The sequence below is a fragment of the Trueperella bernardiae genome, assembly GCF_001469025.1.
Taxonomy (GTDB): Bacteria; Actinomycetota; Actinomycetes; order Actinomycetales; family Actinomycetaceae; genus Trueperella; species Trueperella bernardiae.
In genome coordinates this window covers 32772-55446 of sequence record NZ_LNIZ01000005.1, presented here as the reverse complement: position 1 = coordinate 55446, position 22675 = coordinate 32772, and the positions used below count along the sequence as shown (strand labels likewise).

The 22675-nt window shown below is 65.6% G+C and carries 21 protein-coding genes, 1 tRNA gene and 1 pseudogene; 7 read left to right on the top strand and 16 right to left on the bottom strand.

Going from position 1 to position 22675, the window contains the following annotated elements:
* Positions 1 to 477 precede the first annotated feature (477 nt).
* Positions 478 to 615: a hypothetical protein gene (locus AQZ59_RS09585; protein ID WP_160326876.1), complete on the top strand. Its 138-nt coding sequence runs from the start codon at positions 478 to 480 to the stop codon at positions 613 to 615.
* A 10-nt stretch (positions 616 to 625) separates the two neighbouring features.
* On the opposite strand, the gene AQZ59_RS05930 is transcribed toward AQZ59_RS09585, so the two are convergent.
* From AQZ59_RS05930 to nadD, 9 genes and pseudogenes are all read right to left on the bottom strand, one after another.
* Positions 626 to 1504 carry a GIY-YIG nuclease family protein gene (locus AQZ59_RS05930; protein WP_062613755.1) on the bottom strand — a complete coding sequence of 293 codons (879 nt, stop codon included), beginning with the start codon at positions 1502 to 1504 and terminating at the stop codon, positions 626 to 628.
* Positions 1505 to 1573: 69 nt separating this feature from the next.
* Positions 1574 to 1834: a type II toxin-antitoxin system RelB/DinJ family antitoxin gene (locus tag AQZ59_RS05925; protein WP_062613754.1), complete on the bottom strand. Its 261-nt coding sequence runs from the start codon at positions 1832 to 1834 to the stop codon at positions 1574 to 1576.
* Between the two features lie 124 nt (positions 1835 to 1958).
* Positions 1959 to 2054, bottom strand: coding sequence for a ClbS/DfsB family four-helix bundle protein (locus tag AQZ59_RS09920; RefSeq protein ID WP_152994728.1), 96 nt, complete (start codon positions 2052 to 2054; stop codon positions 1959 to 1961).
* Between the two features lie 3 nt (positions 2055 to 2057).
* Positions 2058 to 2231, bottom strand: a pseudogene (locus tag AQZ59_RS09915) (ClbS/DfsB family four-helix bundle protein); the annotation flags it as partial.
* 206 nt (positions 2232 to 2437) lie between these two features.
* Positions 2438 to 2510: transfer RNA gene (locus AQZ59_RS05920), tRNA-Ala, on the bottom strand.
* A gap of 139 nt (positions 2511 to 2649) precedes the next feature.
* Positions 2650 to 3345, bottom strand: a complete 696-nt coding sequence (locus AQZ59_RS05915) for a histidine phosphatase family protein (protein ID WP_062613753.1) — start codon at positions 3343 to 3345, stop codon at positions 2650 to 2652.
* Positions 3342 to 3866 carry a ribosome silencing factor gene (rsfS, locus tag AQZ59_RS05910; RefSeq protein ID WP_070808055.1) on the bottom strand — a complete coding sequence of 175 codons (525 nt, stop codon included), beginning with the start codon at positions 3864 to 3866 and terminating at the stop codon, positions 3342 to 3344. Before rsfS ends, AQZ59_RS05915 begins: the two co-directional genes overlap by 4 nt.
* Before the next feature lie 13 nt (positions 3867 to 3879).
* Positions 3880 to 4623: a hypothetical protein gene (locus tag AQZ59_RS05905; RefSeq protein ID WP_152994727.1), complete on the bottom strand. Its 744-nt coding sequence runs from the start codon at positions 4621 to 4623 to the stop codon at positions 3880 to 3882.
* Complete coding sequence (nadD, locus tag AQZ59_RS05900) at positions 4620 to 5345, bottom strand: nicotinate-nucleotide adenylyltransferase (RefSeq protein ID WP_082661190.1); 726 nt, start codon at positions 5343 to 5345, stop codon at positions 4620 to 4622. Before nadD ends, AQZ59_RS05905 begins: the two co-directional genes overlap by 4 nt.
* A gap of 318 nt (positions 5346 to 5663) precedes the next feature.
* Between nadD and trxA the strand changes: the two genes are divergently transcribed.
* Positions 5664 to 6029, top strand: coding sequence for a thioredoxin (gene trxA, locus AQZ59_RS05895; RefSeq protein WP_062613751.1), 366 nt, complete (start codon positions 5664 to 5666; stop codon positions 6027 to 6029).
* 173 nt (positions 6030 to 6202) lie between these two features.
* Here the strand turns inward: trxA and AQZ59_RS05890 are convergent, their stop codons facing one another.
* From AQZ59_RS05890 to AQZ59_RS05870, 5 genes are all read right to left on the bottom strand, one after another.
* Complete coding sequence (locus AQZ59_RS05890) at positions 6203 to 7135, bottom strand: hypothetical protein (protein WP_062613750.1); 933 nt, start codon at positions 7133 to 7135, stop codon at positions 6203 to 6205.
* A gap of 693 nt (positions 7136 to 7828) precedes the next feature.
* On the bottom strand, positions 7829 to 9343 hold the full coding sequence (obgE, locus tag AQZ59_RS05885; protein ID WP_062613749.1) for a GTPase ObgE: 1515 nt from the start codon (positions 9341 to 9343) through the stop codon (positions 7829 to 7831).
* Positions 9344 to 9423: 80 nt separating this feature from the next.
* On the bottom strand, positions 9424 to 9678 hold the full coding sequence (rpmA, locus tag AQZ59_RS05880; RefSeq protein ID WP_062613748.1) for a 50S ribosomal protein L27: 255 nt from the start codon (positions 9676 to 9678) through the stop codon (positions 9424 to 9426).
* A gap of 38 nt (positions 9679 to 9716) precedes the next feature.
* Positions 9717 to 10022, bottom strand: coding sequence for a 50S ribosomal protein L21 (rplU, locus tag AQZ59_RS05875; protein WP_062613747.1), 306 nt, complete (start codon positions 10020 to 10022; stop codon positions 9717 to 9719).
* 159 nt (positions 10023 to 10181) lie between these two features.
* Positions 10182 to 12581 carry an Rne/Rng family ribonuclease gene (locus AQZ59_RS05870; RefSeq protein ID WP_062613746.1) on the bottom strand — a complete coding sequence of 800 codons (2400 nt, stop codon included), beginning with the start codon at positions 12579 to 12581 and terminating at the stop codon, positions 10182 to 10184.
* A gap of 423 nt (positions 12582 to 13004) precedes the next feature.
* On the opposite strand from AQZ59_RS05870, the gene AQZ59_RS05865 reads away from it, so the two are divergent.
* From AQZ59_RS05865 to AQZ59_RS05845, 5 genes are all read left to right on the top strand, one after another.
* Complete coding sequence (locus tag AQZ59_RS05865; protein WP_062613745.1) at positions 13005 to 14516, top strand: cytochrome ubiquinol oxidase subunit I; 1512 nt, start codon at positions 13005 to 13007, stop codon at positions 14514 to 14516.
* A gap of 9 nt (positions 14517 to 14525) precedes the next feature.
* The gene (cydB, locus tag AQZ59_RS05860; RefSeq protein ID WP_062613744.1) at positions 14526 to 15659 is read left to right on the top strand and encodes a cytochrome d ubiquinol oxidase subunit II; all 1134 of its coding nucleotides are present in this window, start codon (positions 14526 to 14528) and stop codon (positions 15657 to 15659) included.
* A 149-nt stretch (positions 15660 to 15808) separates the two neighbouring features.
* Positions 15809 to 17656 carry a thiol reductant ABC exporter subunit CydD gene (cydD, locus tag AQZ59_RS05855; protein ID WP_070808054.1) on the top strand — a complete coding sequence of 616 codons (1848 nt, stop codon included), beginning with the start codon at positions 15809 to 15811 and terminating at the stop codon, positions 17654 to 17656.
* Entirely contained in the window at positions 17646 to 19409 is a 1764-nt protein-coding gene (gene cydC, locus AQZ59_RS05850) for a thiol reductant ABC exporter subunit CydC (RefSeq protein WP_062613743.1), read from the top strand. The genes cydD and cydC overlap by 11 nt, the downstream gene beginning before the upstream one ends.
* Positions 19410 to 19448: 39 nt before the next feature.
* Positions 19449 to 21098 (top strand): GAF domain-containing sensor histidine kinase, encoded by a 1650-nt coding sequence (locus AQZ59_RS05845; protein WP_062613742.1) that lies wholly within the window; start codon positions 19449 to 19451, stop codon positions 21096 to 21098.
* On the opposite strand, the gene AQZ59_RS05840 is transcribed toward AQZ59_RS05845, so the two are convergent.
* A complete protein-coding gene (locus AQZ59_RS05840; protein ID WP_062613741.1) occupies positions 21099 to 21722 on the bottom strand; it encodes a response regulator in 624 nt (207 codons plus the stop codon). It lies immediately after the preceding gene.
* A gap of 49 nt (positions 21723 to 21771) precedes the next feature.
* Positions 21772 to 22665, bottom strand: coding sequence for a bifunctional DNA-formamidopyrimidine glycosylase/DNA-(apurinic or apyrimidinic site) lyase (gene mutM / locus AQZ59_RS05835; RefSeq protein ID WP_062613740.1), 894 nt, complete (start codon positions 22663 to 22665; stop codon positions 21772 to 21774).
* Positions 22666 to 22675 lie beyond the last annotated feature (10 nt).

Below are 22675 nucleotides of genomic sequence, written 5' to 3'. Positions count from 1 at the left end.
CTAGCTTCCTCACTATTTATGCAGCTAGCTCATGCAAAACACAAACACCTCCCAGCTAATGCCTGGGAGGTGTTTCGTTATAGATATCCGGTCACATAAACTCTGTGCGATTAGTGCCCGTCAGAAAAATCCAACGCGCACCAATAAGGACCATCACGTCAGATCAGATCATCGCCTAGACAATCCGCAACCATCCACACCGCGCGATCCTTAAACTCTGGTGAATACCTTTTCGCCATGTTCCTAATACTCTCAAAACAGGTAGGAACAAAACTCACTACGCTTCAAGAGCTCTCGACTCGGCGCACAACAAACTGCAAGCCCTCATCCAAACGTTTACCACGGAGAGGCTACACGACACCCGCAAAGTCCCCGCGATCCGCCCCACGCCGATGCCCGGCAGGGCTACACGCTGGAGACCGGCGAGGAAGATCCACGACCAGATCGAGAGCCGCGAGGAGTTCGTGCGGGGCGCTCGTGCGGCGGCTCGTGGTGGAGGACACCTACGAGGGCCAGACCCGGGGCTATCTCACCGCCTACGAAAACGACATTAAGCGCGCCGACTCGTGGGACGATCTCAAGGCGTTCTCGGACCTGGCGACCATCGCCCTATAACCGGGTTCGCTCACTCCTCCGCTTCGAGCTGCTTGAGGGTGCGCCCATCGGGCAACTGCCAGGTGACGTTGCCGCTCAGCGACGCGCCGCCCACAAAGCCCGCCGCCGCTGACGGCGAGGTGAAGAGGAGGTCCTTGGTGATAACGCCGTCTGCGGTGATGGAGGCCGCGTACTTCTCGCGATTCTTGACCACGCTGCCGGGGACGCTCTTGGTCATCGTCGGCGAAATGTGGCTACCGGCCATGACAACGAATCCCTCCGAGGTGCGGGTTCCAGTCGCCTTCACCTTGCCGTAGCGGAAAGTGAAGATCGGGCCGCCGTCCTCCGGAGCCTCGACCACCTCGACCACGCGCTTCTTCGCGAGCAACGGCTCGAAGACCTTGTAACCAAGCGTGCCGACGATCAAACGCGCGTAGGAGATGAACTCGTCCATCTCACTCTCCTTCTCCTCGGTGATGTTGCCCAGCGCCGGGTCGTTCCCATTCATCACCTGATAGCGCCCCGCCTCAAGCGCCATGTTGCGGAAGCGATTTTCAAGGTAGCTGATCTCGGTCTGCCCGAAGGAGTTGTCGCGCGTGGTGAGCGCGACCGCCTCGTTCCACCAGTCCTTATCAGTGTCGCGCTTGTGCTCCTCCCACCGGTTGAGGATGCCCAATCCGTTCTTCCGCGCGGCCGCCTGGCCGATGTAGACCACGGGCTCGTCCGTGGTCGGGTCCGCACCGAAGAGCAGGTACACGCCAGTTTGCTTCAGTGCATCGATGTTGCGCGCCTTGTCCAGCATCGTGCGGGGAATCTTGTATGCCACGCCCGTCCAATTGGCCAGCGTGCATTTGATCCGGCCGTTCGGATCGCCGTCCATCAGGAACAGATTGATTGACTTGCCAGCCACCCTTGCACCTCTTCTCGCTTGTCTCTGCAATCCTACCTACCCGCGCGCCGGCAACAAGCTCGTCTTCGTTCACTTCACGTTGTCAAGGTATTCGATCGCCTCCGCAGCGTTGTCGAACGTCGCCCCGTCATCGGCTATCTCCCCTGCGAGGATGCGCTCCGTGTGAGCAATAGCTTCGGCGGTCACGCGGTTCGGGACATTCAACGTGGGACGAATCGGCAGGCCCTGCTCACGCACCGCCTGCGTGAGGAACATGTTTAACGCGGTCGACAGATCGAGGCCCAACGAGCGGAACAGCTTCTCCGCTTCATGCTTCGTTCGAGCATCTATACGAGAGTTATCCGCGTCATCTGATACTCACTCTTCCTTGCCATCATCGCCCCCCCCCTGAGTCGTCCGTACATCCAGTGTGCGCACACCATACACCAATGGCTAGGAGCAAATCTCACAGTCCCTACAGCAGCCGCATGTACGCCCGCGTCTTCTTCGCCGCCCACTCGTAGTGGGAGCTGGTCGCTGACACGAAGTAGAACCCCAAACTCGTCGACACCGTCTAGTCAAAGCACTTCTTCGTGAACAGCTCCTCGTCACTAAAGCCAGCGATCATGTCCAACACCCGCAGGTGGGAGGCCGCTAGGAGCTCGCAGGCGTGCTCGTACGTCGTGCCCGAATGCGCGGTCGCGAAGCGCTCGTTGAGCTCGCCGTAGGTGCGCCACGTATACGGCTCGGGGAAGAAGGACGCCGGCGCCCACCCGCGTGGGCGCTGGTGCTACCTGGCGTTGTTCGCGGTTGCCGAGTTCGCCGTCTTCGCCGGCCCGGAGCCGACCGTGCCATGCTCCCCCGGCGCCCGGCCCAGCGCTACTCATCTGGTTAGTCAAGCGCGGGCACGAAAAACCCGGAAACCTCGATTTCTCGCGGTTTCCGGGCCACCTGTGGAGCTAAGGGGATTCGAACCCCTGACCTCTTCCATGCCATGGAAGCGCGCTACCAACTGCGCCATAGCCCCTCAAGACTTGATTTATACTACTCAGTTCTCCCCGTCCGCGCCAATCCAGGACCTCCCCCAGTGGGTGAAACGGCTCACTACCTGGCGGTTAACATGGGCCACCGCTCGGGGCGGGACTCACGGGCGCCACCGCCGGGCCTCAGCCCTCCACGCCCACATTGTAGGATCGCAACCGCCACACCGGATTCGCCGCCGGCCTCGGCTCGAGCACTGCCCAGTGGCAGTTGTCCATCCCCTGCAGGCCCACCCACTCGGACGGGTTCTGCCCCAGCATGCTCATCACGCCGTTCGCAATCGACCCGCCGTGGGCCACGAACACGATCGTCACGACGTCGTCCCCGCCGGCCACGCCAACAACCCCGCCACCCGCGCCATTGCCCTCGCCAGCTACGCGCGCCTCACCAAGCTCCCGAATCACGTCGGCCAGTGCTCGCTCGATGGCCTCGTGCACGCGCTGCCCGCAGGCCTCCCGGGTCTCGACCCCGACTCCTTCGGGTTCCCGCCCCTCGCGCCAGGCGTGCCATTGTTGAGGGTCGCGGGCACGGATCTCGTCGGAGCTGAGCCCCTCCCATGGGCCGTAGGCCCGCTCACGCAGGCCGGCATCGGGCAGCACCTCCAGCCCAGTCACATCCGCAAGATACTGCGCCGTTTGCAACGCGCGCCCCAAATCCGAGGAGTAAATCCGCGCGGGCTTCATTCGCGCCAGCGCACCGGCAGCAGCGGCCGCCTGCGCGTGCCCGACCTCATTGAGCGGATAGTCCTGCGACCCCTGGATCCGCAGCGAGGCATTCTGAACCGTCTGGCCGTGCCGCCAAAAAACCAGCCTCAGCTTCACGCCTCATCAGCGGCCGCCGGCGCGCCCCCGTCTTCAGCATCGCTGTCGTCTTCGTCGTCGCCCGCATCGTCAGCCGAGCGGGCGGCACGAGCCGCAAGATCGTCGTCGGCCGGCACGAAGTAGTCCGCCAGCGACGAACGCGTCCCCTCCTCCACCGTCACGTCCTCGGGTAGCTCAATGACCGGGCAGTCGCCCCACAACCGCTCGAGCGCGTAGAACTCGCGGTCCTCGTCCTGCTGGACGTGCACCATGAGATTACCAAAGTCGAGCAGGACCCAGTGAGCCTCCCCCTCCAGCCCCTCGCGGCGCAGCCGCTTCACGCCGATTTTGTACATCCCCTCTTCGATCTCATCAACCAGCGCGCGCACCTGCCGCTCCGACGAGCCGGAGACAACCAGGAACACGTCCGTGATCACAAGCCGCTGGGACACGTCGATCGCGGTGATCGACGTCGCCTTCCCAGCTGAGGCGGCGCGCGCCGCCGCGATGGTCTGTTCGATCGTTTCCGGTGTAGCTGTCACGGTGTCCTTTCAGTTACAACAGCAGGGCAGAAAAATCGTTCACGACGCCGGGCATCGGCTCCGACAGGAAGGTCATGTTGATCCACGACCCGCCGAGGTAGCCGACGATTGCGGCTATGAGGACGAGGATGATGAAGTTGAGCCAGGTGCGGCGCGGGGCCTCGACCTCGGTGTCGGGGGCGGGATCGTCGGCGACGTCGACCTCAGCCGCGGGCTTCGGTGCGGGCGTCTTCTCGGCCACGGGGGCCGGCACGGGGGCGGTGGCGTGCGCGGGCTCGGCGGCGTCGCCGGCCTCCTCACCGCGGCTGGTCATCGCCAGGAAGCGGTCACGGAGGGAGTCTTCGGGCTCGTCGTCATCCAGGTCCACCTCCGGCTCAGCCTGCTCGGCCTCGGCCGCCGCCTGCACGGGCGCGGCCGGCTTAGCCACTTCGGCCGCGGGCTCCTCCTCGGGCTCGGCGGCCTCGAAGCGATCAAACACTGACTTGCGCTCATGCTGGACCGGCTCCGGCGCCTTGACGGCCTCCATCGCTTGAGTAGGCTCCCCAACATCCTCGGAATTTGCCGACTCCCCAGTCTCCACATTCTTCGGCACTTGCTCGCCAGCCTCGCGCTGTGCCAGCTCACGCAGTTCCTTGCGCGACGGGCGGCGAAGGCGCAGCTCCGTGGTGTCGTAAACCGGCGGGGTGTCGGTGGGCGCGTCGAGCAGGCCCTGCTCGCGCATCTGACGCCGACTCAGCCGTGGAGTTTCCTCACTCATTCTTCCTCCTTGCCCTCGGCGGTGGCGTGGATCGACACCGGGTCGAGGGAGGTCGTTGTGGCCTCGTTCGTTATATATAAATGATACTTGTTTATGTACTGCACTACGCCGTCGGGCACCAAATACCACACGGGCACGCCCTCGCTGGCGCGATTGCGGATAGAAGTAGATGAGATGGCCATGGCTGGGATGTCCACGAGCGACACCGAGTCCTCCGGCAACCCCGACACGTCCAGCACGTGCCCCGGCCGGTTCACGCCCACGAAGTGCGCCATGGCCCACAGGTCCGCGTTGTCTTTCCAGTCGAGGATCTGGGGCAGGACGTCGGCGCCGGTGATGAAGTAGAGGTCGGCATCGGGGTGGAGAGCCTGCAGGTCGCGCAGGGTATCCACCGTGTAGGTGACACCGCCGCGCTCGATATCCACACGCGAGACGGAAAAGCGCGGGTTGGACGCCGTCGCGATCACGGTCATGAGGTAGCGGTGTTCGGCGAGCGTAACCTTGCGGTCCTTCTTGAAGGGCTGTTCGCCGGTGGGCACGAAGATGACCTCGTCGAGATCATAGAAGTGCTGGACCTCCGAGGCCGCCACGAGGTGCCCGTGGTGGATCGGGTCAAACGTGCCGCCCATGATCCCGATTCGCCGCCGACGCCCCGGCTCCCCCGCCGGCGTCGGAATATCTGGCAGCTCCTCCACGACACGCAGCCTCTGCGATTCGGCCATACCGTCTCCTTCCGTTAGGTCAATTGAACCAGCTCAGCCCGCGGGCGTCGAGGTGGTGCGGACTTTCGCCTTGTTCACGACGGCGTCCGGGCGGGTTCACGACAGCGTCCGGGCGGGTTCACGACAGCGTCGGGTCGCGTTGGCACCGACGGCCGGGCGCGGTCACGACTGCGGGGCCGGCGCGCCCTCACTCAGAGCGGAAAACGAGCCCGGGCGCGGGCGGGGTGCCGTATCCTTGGAATAAATTTGCGGCGAACGCGTTGGAGCCGCTGATAGCCAACCCGGTGTGCTCATCGCGCACCCGACGAAAGGAAACCGATGGCAACTGTCGAAGTGACCGCAGAGAACTTTAACGATACCGTCCGCGAGGGCACCGTCCTCCTCGACTTCTGGGCTGAGTGGTGTGGTCCGTGCAAGCAGTTCGGCCCCACATTCGAGGCCGCATCCGAGCAGCACCCCGACATCACCTTCGGCAAGATCGACACCGAGGCCGAGGGCGAACTGGCGCAGAGCTTCCAGATCATGTCGATCCCCACTCTCATGATCTTCCGCGACGGCATCCGCATCTACGAAAGTGCGGGCGCCCTTCCGCCGGCGGCCCTCGAAGATCTCATCACGCAGGCCAAGGCCCTCGACATGGATGAGGTGCGTCGGAAGATCGCTGAGCAGGAGGCGCAGAACTAAGTATGTGGGGCCAATGATGCACCACGGAACCTGGTGGGGGAGGCGAAGCAGGAGCTTCGCCTCCCCCACCAGGTTCCGTGGCTTTCATATTAACGACGCCGGTCTGACAGGCGCGTGAGCAATGTGCTGGCACCTGGCAGAACGGCGTCGAACGTGAAGCGGGGAATATCTGACTACTGCTGCTCAAGCTTGGCGCGCGCATCAATCAGCGGCAGCACGCCCTTGAGCACCGAGGCCAGGTCAGTGGGCAGGGAGGCAGGAACCAGGATGACGCCATCGGCGGCGCCCAGGCCCACATAGGATTCGATCGCGTCGGCCACGTTGTAGACCGTACCGAGCACCGACGCGATGCCCGGGAACAGGTCGCAGTCGTTCATGTCCTCAATCAGCAGCGCCCGCTCCTCCGCCGCCGCCACCGAGCGTGAAATCACCACGCCAAGCTCCATGAACACCAAGATATCCTTGCCGATCTCCTTGCCCGCGGCCTGGATCGCGAAACGGGCGTTACGCGCAGCGTACGGATCGCGGACACGCAACCGGACGACGTCGGCGATCCCCGCCACGATAGCTGCACGCTCGGCGGACACAGCCGGGTCCGTGATGATGACCGTGACCTTCACGCCAGCGCGGCGCGTCTTGCGGGCCGCCTTCTCAATCCCCGCGAAATCGGAGTCCGTGTGCAGGGGCATCGTGATGCCCGCCCAGCCCTCGCGCTGAGCGGCGAGCGCAGCAGTGGCCACCTCGATATCAGCAGGTGTCGGCTCGATCCCCGCGAAAATCCCAGCGGTCGACACGTCGGCGAGCTTAGCAGCCGCGTGGACGGCGTCGTGAGAACAATCGCGCGAATCGACGTCGGTGCTGGTCAGGAAACGCGAATCGAGAGTAACGAAGTCGATGCCGCCGGTCTGCGCGGCGCGGACGGACGCAGCGAGGCGGGGGAAGTTCAGGTAATCGATGCAGTCGTCGAAGCCGACCGGGACACTCGCGCCGAGCAGCGACAGATCCACGCCAATCCACGTGGTGGCGAGGGCGCCGGGGCCAGTGGCATCGATGTCGACGGGTGCGGGATTTGAGACTTGGCTAGGGACAGAGATTTCGACAGTCATTCTTATGTTCCTTAAATAGACCGCTCCTGCGGTCAACTACAGATTTTTCGTGGATTCTTGTGTATCAGTGCATTCGCCAGGCGAACTTGAACATAAGGTGGTGCGCAATAATTACGTGGGAATGGATGGCAGTAATGTCTCGAGCGATCATCGTCATTCCTTTCATGTACGGGCGCACATAGAGCCGAAGCTAATCTGACAACCATGAATGATTATTCATCCGCTTGTGTTGAATGAGTATTCAAGTGGTTACTTTGAAACTACCCCGTAGGTTAGGCGTGGTCAATTGAGCAGCAAGCAAACAGCGCCAATACCGCCGGCTGAGCTCCCACAGCTCACTATCTGGACAGAACAAAACCGCGAGATTTCAGCGAAAAACGCTGGTACGCGGCTCGTTTGTGACATTGGGCACCACGCGCCTGTCTCGCGCGAGCACTGAGGGCGCCCTGCCGGGACGTCTTTCCCAAGAAACGCGTCAAAAAATACGCGCACTCCTCGCGTGAGGCTTCACTATTTCTACGCGTTGCGCGATTGGCCGCCGCATAATAATGCAGCCGGCCGGCTAAGCCGCTCCTCCGACAGAAGTCGTGAAAATACCGGTTGACGATTGCTATAGGCACCCGGTCGACCTCACGTTCACGAGTTGTGCCGGCGGACCCCAGGGTACTGACAGCCGCCGGAGCCCGGCTGGCCCTACTCCTGGCCCGGGTCCGTCCACATCCCGCTCTCGCGGTCCATCCACAGCTCCTGGCGGGCCGCCTCCTTGGCGTCCATCCGCTCGTGGAAGGCCGCCTTGCGCTCGCGCCGCGTGGCGCGCGTGTTCTGCTCGAGCCGGGCGTCCGTACCGCGCGGCGAGAGCAACTCGGCACCCGTGGAAATCGTGGGCTCCCAGTCGAAGATGACTCCGCCGTCCACCGGCCCAATCACCACCGTGTCGCCTTCCTTGGCGCCCATCTTCATGAGCTCCTTCTCCACCCCGAGCAGGTTGAGGCGGTCGGCGAGGTATCCCACGGCCTCGTCGTTGGAGAAGTCGGTCTGGTTGACCCACCGCTCCGGCTTGCGGCCCCGGATCTGGTAGAACGGCCGCCCACCCTTGGTGTGTGCGGTGATGGTGAACCCGCCCTCGTCCTGCGCCACAGGGCGGATGATCGGCCTGGCCTGCGGCACGATGTCGGCCGCGCGGATCTCCTCCACGATCGAGGCCAGCGCGAAGCCCAGCTCTCGTAGCCCACGCCGCGCCAGCGCCGACACCTCGAAGACGCGCAGCCCGCGCCCCTCCAGGTCGGCCCGCACGAAGTCTGCCATGTCGGCCGCATCGGGCATATCTACCTTGTTCAGCACCACTACGCGCGGGCGCTCCATAAGCGGCACACGGTCTTCCATGGGCGGGATCTGGTCCGCATAGGCGGCGAGCTCAGCCTCGATCACGTCCAGATCGCGGATCGGATCACGGTCGCTCTCCAACGCCGCGCAGTCAATGACGTGCGCGATGACCGCACACCGCTCGATATGCCGCAGAAACTCGTGCCCAAGCCCCTTGCCCTCGGAAGCGCCGGGAATCAGCCCAGGCACGTCGGCCATCGTGAACCGCACGTCGCCGGCCTGCACCACGCCCAGGTTCGGCACCAGCGTGGTGAACGGGTAGTCGGCGATCTTCGGTCGCGCGGCCGACATCGCCGCAATGAGCGACGATTTTCCAGCCGACGGAAAACCCACCAGCGCCACATCCGCCACCGACTTCAGCTCAAGGATGAGCGTGCGCTCCTCCCCATCCTCGCCCAGCAGCGCAAACCCGGGCGCCTTCCTCTTCGGGGACGCCAGCGCGGCGTTGCCAAGCCCGCCGTAGCCACCCAACGCGGCCAGGAACTCCTCGCCCTCCCCCACGAGGTCAGCCAGGATGTTGCCATCTTCGTCCTTGACCACCGTGCCGGACGGAACCGCCACCACAAGGTCCTCCCCGCGCTTGCCGTGGCGCATGTCGCCCTCGCCAGGCTTGCCGTTTTCGGCCTTAAGATGCGGGGAATGATGCAGCAACAGCAGGGTGGATTCCTGGGCGGACACGCGCAGGATCACGTCGCCGCCGTGCCCGCCGTTCGCCCCGTCGGGCCCGCCCAGCGGCTTGAACTTCTCCCGGCGCACCGACGTCGCGCCGTTGCCGCCCTTACCCGCCGTAATATGCAGGGTCACTCGGTCCACAAAACTTGCCATGAATCCCGCCTCCAACTGCCAAAAAACTGCAGAAAGGGGTGGAAGGCTAGGCCCTCCACCCCAATTCTAAAAACTTGCGCTTACGCCTGCGCCATCACGCTGACCGTCTTGCGGTTGCGCTTGACACCGAACTCGACAACGCCCGACTCGAGCGCGAACAGGGTGTCGTCCTTACCGCGGCCGACGTTGGCACCCGGGTGGTACTTGGTACCGCGCTGGCGCACGAGGATCTCGCCCGCGTTCACGGCCTGACCGCCGAAGCGCTTGATGCCGAGTCGCTGCGCATTGGAATCGCGACCGTTCTTAGTAGAACTCGCGCCCTTCTTAGTTGCCATCTCTAGACCTTTCTAAAAGCTCGTACCTGGTGCCGAATCTAAGCGATCTCAAGGACCTTGAGGCGGGTCAGCGGCTGGCGGTGACCCTGACGCTTACGGTAACCCGTCTTGTTCTTGTACTTGACGATCGAAATCTTCGGGCCCTTCTCGTCACGAACGATTTCGGCGGTCACCTTGGCGGAAATGCCATCGGCAGCGGTGGTGATCTTGTCACCGTCGACGAGCATGATCGGCTCAAGCTCGACCTTGTCGCCAGCTTCGCCGTCAATCCTGTTCGTAACCACGATGGACCCGACGGACACCTTCTCCTGGCGGCCGCCTGTCTTCACAATCGCGTAAACCACGTTCAGCTCATCTCTGTCGATTGGTGCACGTCTCCGTGCTCTTGAAAAATTGGTGCGCTCAATGCGCCGAGTTACAAGTTTACTGGCAAGCCCAAGCCGGAACAAGTCCGCCGGGCGCGACGATCACCACATTCCCGTGGCGTGTCGCGCCCGCCGAACCTACTTCTCCGCCTCGCCCTTGGCGGGGAACGTCATGATCGCCGCCGTGTTCGAGCCCGGCGTGATCGTTCCCGACGACGACACCCTGCGGCGCCTCTGCCTCTTCGGCTCGGCCTCGGCTCCGGTTTCTGCCGGCGCATCAGCCTTGGTCTCAGTCTTTGCGGGCGCATTCCGCGCGGGCCGCGCAGCCTTGGCCGCGGGCTTCTCAGCCGCTGCCTCCGCCTTCTCGCCGCCCGACTTCTCGGCCGCCGCCACTTCGCCGGCCGTCTTCTCAACCGTCTTCCCACGCGAGCCGCCCGACCGGCGTCGGCCGGAGCTGCGACGCGAGCTCTTCGACTTGTCCTCAGACTCCCCCGCCTGTTCGGCTGGGGCCTCCTCCGACTCGTGCTTGGACGACGCAGCGGCCGCGATGTTGGCAAGTGCCGCGCGGACCTCGTCGTGCTTCGGGTCTTCCTCCGCGGCAACCGGCGCGGCCGGCTGCTGCTGGCGGCGCGGGTTCGTCCGGGGGTTCTGAGCCTCGGTCTCGCCGCGCTCGACGGGGTGCTCATGGGTGATGTACCCGCGCCCGTCGCAGCACTCGCACGTGGTGGAAAAGGCCTCCACGAGGCCCTGACCCACGCGCTTGCGGGTCATCTGCACGAGCCCGAGCGAGGTCACCTCGGCCACCTGGTGGCGGGTGCGGTCGCGCCCCAGGCACTCCACCAGGCGGCGTAGCACCAGGTCGCGATTCTCTTCGAGGACCATGTCGATGAAGTCGATGACGATGATGCCGCCGATGTCACGCAGGCGCAGCTGGCGCACGATCTCCTCCGCGGCCTCGAGGTTGTTGCGCGTCACTGTCTCTTCGAGCGAGCCGCCCGCGCCGGTGAACTTTCCGGTGTTGACGTCGATCACCGTCATGGCCTCCGTACGCTCAATGATGAGAGACCCGCCCGACGGCAGGAAAACCTTGCGGTCGAATGCCTTGGACAGCTGCTCGTCCACGCGGGAGGCTGCAAAAATGTCCTTCTCACTCGTCCAGTGCTCGAGGCGGTCCACCAGCTCCGGCGACAGCTCGGCCACGTAGTCGTGGATCGTCTGCCACGCCTCATCACCCGAAACCTTGAGCTCCTTGAAGTCCTCATTAAAGATGTCACGCACCACGCGCACGGCCAGCTCCGGCTCGCTCTTGAGCATGGAGGGGGCGTTCTTCGTGGACTTGGACTTGGCCTGAATGTCCGCCCAGGCCTTGACCAGCCGGTCGACGTCGCTCTGGATCTGCTCCTCGGTAGCGCCCTCGGCGGCCGTGCGGACGATGACGCCGTGCTCGGCGGGCACCACGCGCTTGAGGATGTCCTTCAGGCGCGTGCGCTCCTTCTCCGGCAGCTTGCGTGAGATGCCGGTCATCGACCCGTCCGGCACGAGCACGAGGTGGCGTCCGGCCAGCGTGATCTGGCCGGTCAGGCGCGCGCCCTTGTGGCCGATCGGGTCCTTCGTGACCTGCACGAGCACCGTGTCGCCGCTCTTAAGCGCGTCCTCGATCTTGCGCGGCTTGCCGTTCATACCCACGGCGTCCCAGTTGACCTCGCCCGCATAAAGCACGGCGTTGCGGCCCTTGCCGATGTCAACGAACGCGGCCTCCATCGAGGGCAGTACGTTCTGCACGCGGCCAAGGTAGACGTTGCCGACCATCGAGGTCTGCGTGTGGCGTGCCACGTAGTGCTCGACCAGCACCCCGTCCTCCAGCACCGCGATCTGGTTGAGGCCGTCCTGCTCGCGCACGAGCATCGTCCGGTCTACCGCCTCGCGGCGCGCCAGGTACTCCGACTCCGAGATCGACGTCCGACGACGCCCTGCCCGGCGCCCCTCCTTCCGGCGGCGCTTCTTCGCCTCCAGGCGGGTAGAACCCTTCGGGGCGGTCACCCCGTCGTCGGCCTCCTCGGTGCTGCGCCGACGACGGCGCCGGCGCACGGTTGTCGACGACTCCGACTCCTCCTCGGCATCCTCAGCGTCAGATTCGGCGGCGGCCTCCTTGGGCTGCTCGGCCTCGTCCTTGTCCTTATCCTTGGCGCTTCGCTGGTTGGCCTTGGCGTTGCCGTCGGACTTCTGGCGGCGCGAGCGCTTCGGCGGCGCCTCCTCGCCCGTCTCCTGCGACTTCTCGGCCGACTTCTCAGCCGACTCGTTGCCAGCCTGCGCCTCGTCCGCCGACTTGCGCCCGCCGCGGCGGCCACGCCGGCTGCGGCTCTTCGTGGACTCCTCTGAGCTGTCCGAGTTCGCCTCCGCGCCCGAATGCGCGGCCGGTGCTTCGGCGTCGTCGTCGCGGCGGCGGCGAGAACGGACGGCCCGGGTCATGTCGGGCTCCTGGAAAAGGAGGGTGGTCATGGGCGCAACGTTTGCGCGTTCGTTGGCATCGTCTGCCATAGGTATCTCCTAGCAAGGCCGTGTGCATCCACGCCTTATGGAGTCTGGTCGCGGCGAGGGCCGCGGAAGCTTATCTGACGAGCTCGCCCGGCTGCACGCAACTGCGGCGCACGAAGCTCGCTCTTCGGGTGGATACACACCCGATCCGCTCCTATTGTTACACATTTCTTGTGCGCTTGTGCTGAGCTGCGATCTGGTGAGCGTCCAACGACGACGGTTCGGGACGAACGTCCTAAGGCGAAAGGCCCGTCCGCAAGCGGCACAAGCGATTTCGCCAAGCACTTTGGATCCATTCCGAGTTTGCGACGCATTTGTGTGGAGGTGTGCGATAAACTCAGGGAACACGCGTGGGCCTGCAGCGATGTTCGCCCACAGCATCGAACACACAGGGCTAGCACGGCCCGGCAAAGAAAGGCGACTTCGGTGGATGTCTTAGACCTTTCACGGTGGCAGTTCGCGATCACGACCGTGTACCACTTCATCCTGGTACCTCTCACGATCGGGCTCTCGCCACTCGTGGCAATCATGCAGACCAGGTGGCTGCGCAGCGGTGACACGAAGTACCTGCGCATGTCCGAATTCTTCGGCAAGCTCCTCCTTATTAACTTCGCGCTCGGCGTAGCCACGGGCATCGTCCAGGAGTTCCAGTTCGGACTGACCTGGTCGGAGTACTCGCGCTACGTGGGTGACATCTTCGGCGCGCCGCTCGCGTTCGAGGCCCTGCTGGCCTTCTTCCTGGAGTCCGTCTTCCTCGGCGTGTGGATCTTCGGCCGCGGCCGCATCTCCCCCAAGGCACACACGGTGGCCATCTGGATGGTGGCACTTGGCACGAACATCTCCGCGTTCTTCATCCTCGCGGCGAACTCCTTCATGCAGAACCCCACGGGCGCCGTGTTCAACCCGGAAACCGGACGCGCCGAACTTGACGGCATGTCGGGCTTCCTCGAAGTAATCTTCTCCCCCACCACGCTCTACGCGCTCTTGCACACGATCTCCGCTTCCCTCATGGTGGCCGGCGCGATGATCTCGGGCGTGTCGATCTGGTGGATCGTGCGCGCGCTGCGCACCAACAACGAGGTCGAGGCCCGCGAGTTCTGGAAGCCGGCCGCTCAGTTCGGCCTCAAGACCTTGGCGCTTGCCGGCATCCTCGCGATCGGCTCTGGCCACTTCATGGGCCAGCACATCTACGAGGTCCAGCCCACCAAGATGATCGCCGCCATGGGCATCTACGAGACGGGCGAACAGCACGACCTGGCGCTCGCCATGCTCGGCACCGAGGCGAACGAGGACACGATCATCTCCCTGCCGATCCTTCCCGGCCTTGAGTCCTTCATGGTTACCAACCACTTCTCCGGCCCCGAATCCACGCTGATCGGCACGGATGAGATCCAGCAGACCTTCACCGAGGCCTTTGGAGATATCTACGGCACGGACGTGAACTACATCCCGAACGAGTTCGTCTCCTTCTACTCCTTCCGCGCGATGATGGGCCTCGGATTTGCCTCCTTCGGCTTGTCGCTCCTGGGCCTGTTCCTCCTGCGTAAGGACAAGATGATCACCAGCCCAGCGATCGCGAAGCTGTTCGTGTGGACGATCCCGCTGCCCTATCTCGCCTCCACGTTCGGCTGGCTGCTCACCGAGATGGGCCGTCAGCCGTGGGTGGTCTACCCCAACTTCGAGCGCGAAGGCAACCTCGCCCCGTCGGAGATGATGCACCTGCTCACGCAGGACGGCGTGTCACAGAACGTCCTGTCTGGCGAGGTCCTGGCGTCGCTGATCATCTTCACGCTGCTCTACGCCGTGCTCGGCGTGGTGTGGTACAAGCTCATCGTCCGTTACGTTCGCGAGGGCATCAACCCGGCGGACAAGCTTCTCCTCGAGCAGGCCCACACCACGGGCGTCACCGAGGACACGAAGCTCAGCTTCGCTTACTAAGGAGGAACTGTGGAACTTTCAGCACTGCAGATTATCTGGTTCGCACTCCTCGCGGTTCTCTGGATCGGCTACCTCACGCTCGAAGGCTTCGGCTTCGGCACGGGCATGCTTTTGAAGATCCTGCCCCGCAACGAAAAGGAGCGCCGCCTCGCCCTCAACACCATCGGCCCCCACTGGGACGGCAACGAGGTCTTTCTTCTCACCGCCGGCGGCGCCACCTTCGCCGCGTTCCCCGAGTGGTACGCCACGATGTTCTCCGGCATGTACCTGGCCCTCGTGGCCATCCTCATCTGCCTCATCATCCGCATCTCGGCCATCGAGTGGCGCGGGAAGATCAGCTCCGATTCCTGGCGCAACCTGTGGGATAACCTCCACCTGGGCGTGGCCTGGGTGGTCACCCTGATCTGGGGCGTGGCCTTCGCCAACCTCGTGCAGGGCACGAAGATCCAGGTGGGCCACTACACCGAGCTCGGTGGCCAGTTCGTCCCGGCCGATCCGGCCGCGATCGACGCCGCCCTCGCCGCTGGCGACCGCCACTTCCTCACCGGCGGATTCGTCTCCCTGTTCACCCCCTTCACCCTGGTGGGTGGCGTGGTCTTCGTTCTGCTCTTCCTCACGCACGGCGCGCTGTGGCTGGCAATCAAGACCAAGGGTGACTTCTCCGAGCGCGCGATCGCGCTGGCCAAGAAGCTGTCGCTGGCCTCCACGGGCCTGACAGCCATCTGGGCGGTCTGGGGCCAGTTCGCCTACCGCGGGCAGGCATGGGGCTTCATCCCGCTGGTGCTGGCCGCAGTTGCGCTCATCGCCTCCACGCTGGTGATCCAGAAGGGCAAGGACGTCCAGGCGTTCCTCTTCTCCTTCGCCGGCCTGGCCTTCGCGGTGGTGTGGGTGTTCTCCACCTTCGGTGCCAACGCGCTGAAGTCCTCGGTTGACCCGGCCTATGACCTGACCCTGGTCCAGGCCTCGGCCACCTCGCCCACTCAGACGGTCATGCTCATCGCGGCGATTGTGTTCGTCCCGATCGTGCTGGGCTACACCGCCTGGTCGTACAAGTCCTTCGCAGGCCGCCTCGGAGTGGAGCACATCTCCGACGAGCCCGCGGGTCTTGACCCGAAGAAGGTGCGTGCTTTCGCCAACGCCTAAGCTGCCACCGGCGAGGGGGCGTGCGATGATCGCACGCCCCCTCGCCGTATCTGCACCCGCCCGGCCCACCTTCACCGCAACGCCAGGCGCGCACCAGCTTTCGCATTAGCCCGGCACAGAATCTAGACTTGATCTGAAATGGAGGTTCCGTGAAACCACTCGACCCACGCCTGCTCACCTACGCCGGCCAGACCAAGAGGTACATCGCCTTCCTCGTGGCCCTCGGCGTGATCGACGCGGCCCTCATCGCGGCCCAGATCGTGCTCATCGCCTACGCCGTCTCCCCCGTGTTCTACGGGACGGCTACCCCCGCCGGCGTGCTGGGGCGGGTGGCGTGGCTCGGCGTCGTCGTCGTGGCGCGCTTCGCGCTGGCGTACGTGCGTGACGCGTACGGGCACCGCTCGGCCGTGAACGTGATCGCGGACCTGCGTGGGAAGGTGCTACGTAAGGCGGCCTCCCTTGGGGACAGGTGGCTCAGCGGCAACACCACAGACACGGTCACGCTGGTCACGCGCGGCCTGGACGACCTGGAGGCCTACTTCGTCCAGTTCCTCCCCCAGCTCTTTCTGTCAGTCACGGCCATGCCGGCGCTCATTGTCCTCCTGTTCTACTTCGACTGGATCTCGGCCCTCTTCGTGGTCTTTTGCATTCCGCTGGTGCCGGTCTTCATGATCCTCATCGGCAAGATGACCTCGCGCTATTCGAACGAGCGCCTGGCCGCCATGCAGGACCTGTCCTCCCAGCTGCTCGACCTCCTCGCTGGCTTGGCCACAATCAAGGGCCTCGGCCGCGAGCACGGGCCGGAAAAGCGCGTGAAGTCGCTCGGCAACCGCTTCGCTGAAAAGACGATGCAGACCCTGTACGTGGCCTTCCTCTCCGGCGCCGCCCTCGAGTTCCTCACCACGCTCACCACCGCGCTCGTGGCCGTCAACATCGGCCTGCGGATGGTAGACGGCTCGGTGCCGCTCCAGATTGGCCTCATCGCGATCATGCTCACCCCGGAGATCCTCAAGCCCCTACGTGAGGTGGGCACCCAGTTCCACGCCTCGGCCAACGGCGTGACCGCTGCCGAAGGCGCGTTCACGATCCTCGACCTGCCGCTTTCTGAGCACGCCGGCACCGCGCCTGTGCCCGACCTCGAGAGGGCCGAGATCCGCTTCGAGGGCGTCTCCGTCTTCGCCCCCGGCCGCGCCACCGTGGCGCCGGCAGAGCTCAGCTGCACGATCCAGCCCGGCGAGATCACGGTGCTGCGCGGTCCCTCAGGTTCGGGTAAGACGACGGCCGTGAACGTCCTTCTCGGCCTGCTTTCTCCCGACGCCGGCCGTGTCACCGTGGGTGGCACGCCGCTTTCCGACATCGACCGCGAAGCCTGGTGGGCCCACATCTCCTGGGTGCCCCAGCGTCCCGTCATCGTGCCCGGCACCGTGGCTGAGAACGTGGGCGGGATCGCCACCGAGGCCGCAACGCTTACCGGTTTCGACGACGTCGTCGCCACACTCTCGGGCGGCTGGCAGACAGTCCTGGGACACGGCGGCACCGGCCTGTCGGTGGGCCAGCGCCAGCGCCTGGCCCTCACCCGGGCGCTGACCTCCTCGCGCAAGATCATCATTCTCGACGAGCCCTCCGCCCACCTCGACGCGATGAGCGAGGAATACGTCTCAAACGTCGTCACCTCCCTCAAGGCCGCCGGGCACACCGTTATTGTCATCGCCCACCGCCAGGCCATCACCGAGCTGGCCGACCACGTGATCGACGTCGTCGCCTCCACGCGCGACATCAGCGCCGAAGTCCGCGAGTCCGCCGCCCTGCGCGAGTCGGCCGAGTACGCCGCGTACGTCCGAGCTCAACGAGCCGACTACGCCATCCCGCGCCATTGGCGCGACGCCGATCCCTCCGGCCACCGCACGAATGCCGGCGCGCCCGGCGCGGGCTCCACCGCCGCGGGGTCGGACAGCACCCCGCGAACGCCGCAGAAGGAGGCCAGCGATGATCGATAGGGATGAGCGCAAGGCGCTTCGCCGCGCGATCGGCATGCTCGACTACAACAAGAAGACCTTCGCATGGTCCGTTGCCGCGGGGTCAGGCGCGATCGGCTCGGGCGTGTCGCTTGGCGCCACGTCGGCGTGGCTCATCGCCCGCGCGGCCGAACTGCCCCCGGTGCTCGACCTGTCGGTGGCGTCTACGGCCGTACGCCTGTTCGGCGTGGGCAAGGCGATCTTCCGCTACCTCGAGCGCATCGCCTCCCACTGGGTGGCCCTCTACGGCATGGCGAACCTGCGCTCGCGCGTGTATTCGACGATGGCAGGCTCGACCACCGACGTGGTCACCTCCGTCAAGCGCGGCGACCTGCTGGCCCGCACGGGTGCGGACGTGGACGAGATCGGCAACGTGGTCATCAAGTCGATGCTGCCGGCGGCGGTGGCGATCGTCGTCTCCGTGCTGTCATTGGCGATTGTCGGCTTCCTCTCCCCGCTCATCGCGCTCGTCCTGCTCGCCTGCCTGCTGCTCTCCGGCGTTGTGGCCCCCTCGATTGCGGCCCGCGGCGCCCGCGCGGACCAGGAGGCGCAGATCCGCCACCGCGCCGAGCTCAACGCCCAGGCTCTCACCATGCTCGAATCGGCCTCCGACCTGCGCATTTCCGGGCGCATGGCCCAGATGGAGGAACAGCTGGCCCAAACTGAGGCTCGCATCGCCTCCCACCGCGACTCCTCTGCCCGCCCAGCAGCCCTCTCCCATGCGCTCGACACGCTCGCCATGGGCCTCGCAGTCGTCGCCGCCCTCCTCGTCGGCACGTTCCAGATGGCGGCCGGCGACCTGACCGGAATCGAGCTGGTGGTCTGCACGCTCGTGCCGCTGTCCGCCTTCGAGGCGACCGCCCGGCTTGGGGATGCCGCCACACAACTGGTGCGATCGGCGTCGGCGGCGAAACGGATCGTCGACCTGCTGGACGCCGCCGAATCCCACGCCAAGCCCGAACCCGACGAGCGGCCAGGCGACGGCTCGGGGCTCATCGCCCGCGGCCTGCGCATCGGCTGGCCAGGCGGGCCCACCATCGCCGGGCCGATCGATCTCGAGCTCACCCCGGGCAAGACCATCGCGATCGTCGGCCCCTCCGGGATCGGCAAGTCCACGCTCCTCTACACGCTAGCCGGCATGCTCGCCCCGCAGGGCGGCGCGGTCACACTTTCCGGGCGCGACGCCTGGCGCATCGACCGCACCGAGATCTCCGCCCAGCTGTCGCTAACCGCCGAGGACGCCCACATCTTCGAAACCTCCGTGCTCGAAAACCTGCGCGTGGCCCGCGCGAGCGTCACTCCCGACGAAGCCGAGAATCTGCTGGCCCAGGCAGGCCTGGCCGAGTGGCTCGCCCAGTTGCCGGACGGCGTCGACACCTTGCTCGGCTCCAACGCCACGTCCATCTCCGGCGGCGAGCGCCGCCGCCTCCTCCTCGCCCGCGCACTCGCCGGCTCGGCCACCTTCATGCTCCTCGACGAACCCGGCGAACACCTCGACCCCGCCACCGCCGACGAGCTCATCCGCGACCTGCTCGCCGTACGCAACGCGCGCCGCGGCGTCGTGCTCGTCACCCACCGCCTCACCCCACTCGACGCCGCGGACGAGGTCATCATGCTCGGACGCGTCGGGGGCGATGGTAGCGAGAGCGGCCAGGTCGGCGTCGTCGCGCGCGGAACCCACGCCGAGCTCGCTGCCCAGATGCCCGACTACGAGTGGTCACTCGCCCAGGAATAGGTAGAGTATTTCCAAAGCCCCAAGCCGGGAAGGAAGCCAATGCAGGCCTCAGAGCAGATTTCTGAGTTTTCGCGCCACATCCTCACGATCGCTCGCTCGCTGGACCGCACCGAGGTCTCGCGCGCCCTCGTCCAGACCGCGTGCGAGCTCACGGGCGCCGAATTCGGGGCCGTCAGCGTGCTCGACTCCCACGGCGACACCATCCAGTTCATCCAGCAAGGTATGCCACGCGGGCCCGAAGTGGTGATCGAACACCCGCCCATCGACCACGGCGTGTTCAACGACATCCCACTCGACTCCTACCTCATCATCAACGACATCTCCGCCTACGCCGCCGGCACCCTCCCGCCGAACCACCCGGCGATGAAGAACTTCCTGGGCGTGGCTATCACGGTCAACGAGCAGGTGTGGGGCCGCCTCTACCTCTCGGACAAGGCCAGCCCCTTTACCGACGACGACGGCGAACTCGTCCACCTACTGGTCAAGGCCACCGAGATCTCCGTGGTCAACTCGTTGCTGTATGCCGAGTCGCAGAACCGCGCCCGGTGGCTCACCGCCTCCCAGCACATCGTGTCCTCCCTGCTCGAAGGCACGGACGAGGACGAGGCACTCGAGGTCATCGCCCACGAAATGCGCATCGCCGCCCGCGCCGACGTCGCCATGATCATCCTGCCCTCCATCCAAGATTCCTGGATCTCCGAGATCGTCGACGCCGACGACCCGGCCCGCGTCCACGAACTCGTCGGACTGCCCTTCCCCAAGGAGGGCCGGGCGCGCACGGTCATCCGCGAGCAGTCGGGCGTGGTGGTGGATTCCATGCAGCGCGTGCGCACGATCCGCGTGCCCGAGCTGCGCCAGTTCGGCTCCGCGCTCTATAGTCCGCTCATCTCCCAGGGCATGGGCCTGGGCGTCATCCTGCTACTGCGCTACCCCAACACCGGCGAGTTCAACCTGCACGACCTCACGATGGCCGAGTCGGTCGCCAAGCAGGCCACGATCGCGATCAGGCTAGCCGAAGCCCGCCAGGCCCAGGCGATGGCCGCCGAGCTCGACGAGCGCGCTCGCATCTCACGCGACCTGCACGACCTCGCCATCCAGCAACTCTTCGCCTCCGGCATGCACATCACCGCGATCCGCGAGGAGATGAGCTCGCGCGGGCTGGGCGAACGCGTGACCGGAGCGCTCGATGCCGCGATCTCCGCCATCGACGACTCAGTCAAGCAAATCCGCCAGATCGTCCACTCGCTACGCGACGAGGGATCGTCCGCCGCGATCGTCTCCCGCCTCCAGCACGAAGCCTCCGTGGCCCGCCAGTCGCTCGGCTTCGCACCCTCGCTCCTCCTCACCTGGAACGGCGCCGACGTCGCCGAAACCGACTACCACCTCATCGACGACGCGGTGGGCTCCGACATCTCCGACGATGTTGTGGCTGTGGTCCGCGAAGGCCTGTCCAACGCCGCCCGGCATGCCAAGGCCTCCTCCGTGTCGGTCACCGTGGATGCCACGCCAGACGAGATCGTGATACGCGTGCTCGACGATGGCGCCGGCATCGAACAAAGCCTGGCCCGCCGCTCCGGCCTGTCCAACCTGGCCGCCCGGGCGCGCCGCCACCAAGGCTCGTTCTCCATCGAACCGCGTGGGGACGGGCACAGCGGCACCCTTCTCGTGTGGAGGGCCCAGTTGCGCTAATTAGCCGTTCTGGTTGCGCCAGCCCATGGCACGCTGGCCGGCCACCCACGCCGCCACCTGCGTGCGGCGCTGCATGCCCATCTTCGACAGGAGAGAGGTGATGTGGTTCTTCACCGTTTTCTCGGCCACCCCCAGCTTGTCGCCGATTTCGCGGTTTGACAGGCCGTCGCCGATGAGGTCGAGCACCTTGCGCTCGGAGGGTGTCAGGTGTGCAGTGGGGTCGGCATGGTCGGCGCGGCGCCGGGTCACCGTCCGCTCGTCGAGCAGCACGCGGCCGGCCGCCACCGCCTTGATAACCTCCGTGATCTCCGCCCCACGCACCGACTTCAGCAGGTAGGCCTTCGCGCCGGCGTCAAGCGCCTCGGCGAGCGCGTCGTCATCATCAAACGAGGTCAGGACGATCGACTTCGTGTTCGGGACGACCTCACGAAATTCGCGGATGATATCGATGCCGGTGCCGTCGGGCAGGCGCAGGTCCACCAGCGCCACCTGGGGCGTCATCAGCGTGGCGCGGCGCACGGCCTCCGCCACCGAGCCGGCCTCGGCCACGACGGCGAGCCCGTCGGCGCGATCGACCACCTCAGCGATGCCGCGGCGGACCACCTCGTGGTCGTCGATAATCATCACGGAAATATCTGTAGTGCTCACCCCGCCATCTTAGCCAGATATCGCCCTACTTTTCGACGAGACGCTTCCTCTTCAGGGGCCGCACGTGCCGGGCGCGCTGGCAGGCGGGGCAAAAGTGCGAGGAACGGCCCATGAACGGCTCGCGCCTCAGCGCAGTTCCGCACGCCGGGCACGGCATCCCGCCGCGCCCGTAAACGTTAAGCGCCCGGTCGAAATAGCCGGCCGCGCCGTCCACGTTGACGTAGAGGGTATCGAACGACGTGCCGCCCACCTCCACCGCCCGGGCCATGACGTCGGCCGCCGCCAGGTAAACCTCGCGGATCTTCGCCAGCGACATGCGGCTGGCCAGTCGGCGCGGGTGAACACGGGCGGCAAACAGCGCCTCGTCGGCGTAGATGTTACCCACCCCGGAGGCAACCGACTGGTCGAGCAGGATGCGCTTGATCTCGGAGTCTTTGGCGTGGGCGCGGCGGATGACGGCCTCGAGGTCGAAGGCCGGGTCGAGTGGGTCGCGGCCGATGTGGGCCACGGATCGCGGGATGAGCGTATCGGCGCTCCCCCGGCCGGCAGGCGCGCTGTCACCGGTGGGGACGTACACATCGGGCATGAGGTGGCCAAACGTGCGCTGGTCTACGAAGTCGAGCCGGACGCCGCCGTCAAAAAAGAGCGAGGCGCGCCGGTGCGGGTTGTCCGCCCCGCCCACGCGGAACTGGCCCGACATGCCCAGGTGTGCGACGAGGGCCAGGCCGGAGGCGTCGAGCCACAGGTACTTGCCGCGTCGGGCCACCGCCTCGATTCGCCGCCCGACCAGCGGTTCCAGGCCCTCCGGCGCACGGCGCACTGCCCGCGGGCTCAGCACCTCCACGCCCACGACCGTCGCACCCACCGCGATGGGCTCAAGGCCCAGGCGGATGGTTTCAACTTCGGGAAGCTCGGGCATCGTGCTAGGC

Coding starts and splice junctions, on each gene's coding strand:
- trxA (WP_062613751.1), top strand. CDS start 5,664: ATGGCAACTGTCGAAGTGACCGCAGAGAACTTTAACGATACCGTCCGC.
- AQZ59_RS05845 (WP_062613742.1), top strand. CDS start 19,449: ATGCAGGCCTCAGAGCAGATTTCTGAGTTTTCGCGCCACATCCTCACG.
- AQZ59_RS05840 (WP_062613741.1), bottom strand. CDS start 21,722: ATGATTATCGACGACCACGAGGTGGTCCGCCGCGGCATCGCTGAGGTG.
- AQZ59_RS05870 (WP_062613746.1), bottom strand. CDS start 12,581: ATGGCAGACGATGCCAACGAACGCGCAAACGTTGCGCCCATGACCACC.
- nadD (WP_082661190.1), bottom strand. CDS start 5,345: ATGGCCGAATCGCAGAGGCTGCGTGTCGTGGAGGAGCTGCCAGATATT.
- mutM (WP_062613740.1), bottom strand. CDS start 22,665: ATGCCCGAGCTTCCCGAAGTTGAAACCATCCGCCTGGGCCTTGAGCCC.
- AQZ59_RS05890 (WP_062613750.1), bottom strand. CDS start 7,135: ATGACTGTCGAAATCTCTGTCCCTAGCCAAGTCTCAAATCCCGCACCC.
- rpmA (WP_062613748.1), bottom strand. CDS start 9,678: ATGGCAACTAAGAAGGGCGCGAGTTCTACTAAGAACGGTCGCGATTCC.
- obgE (WP_062613749.1), bottom strand. CDS start 9,343: ATGGCAAGTTTTGTGGACCGAGTGACCCTGCATATTACGGCGGGTAAG.
- cydC (WP_062613743.1), top strand. CDS start 17,646: ATGATCGATAGGGATGAGCGCAAGGCGCTTCGCCGCGCGATCGGCATG.
- AQZ59_RS05905 (WP_152994727.1), bottom strand. CDS start 4,623: ATGAGTGAGGAAACTCCACGGCTGAGTCGGCGTCAGATGCGCGAGCAG.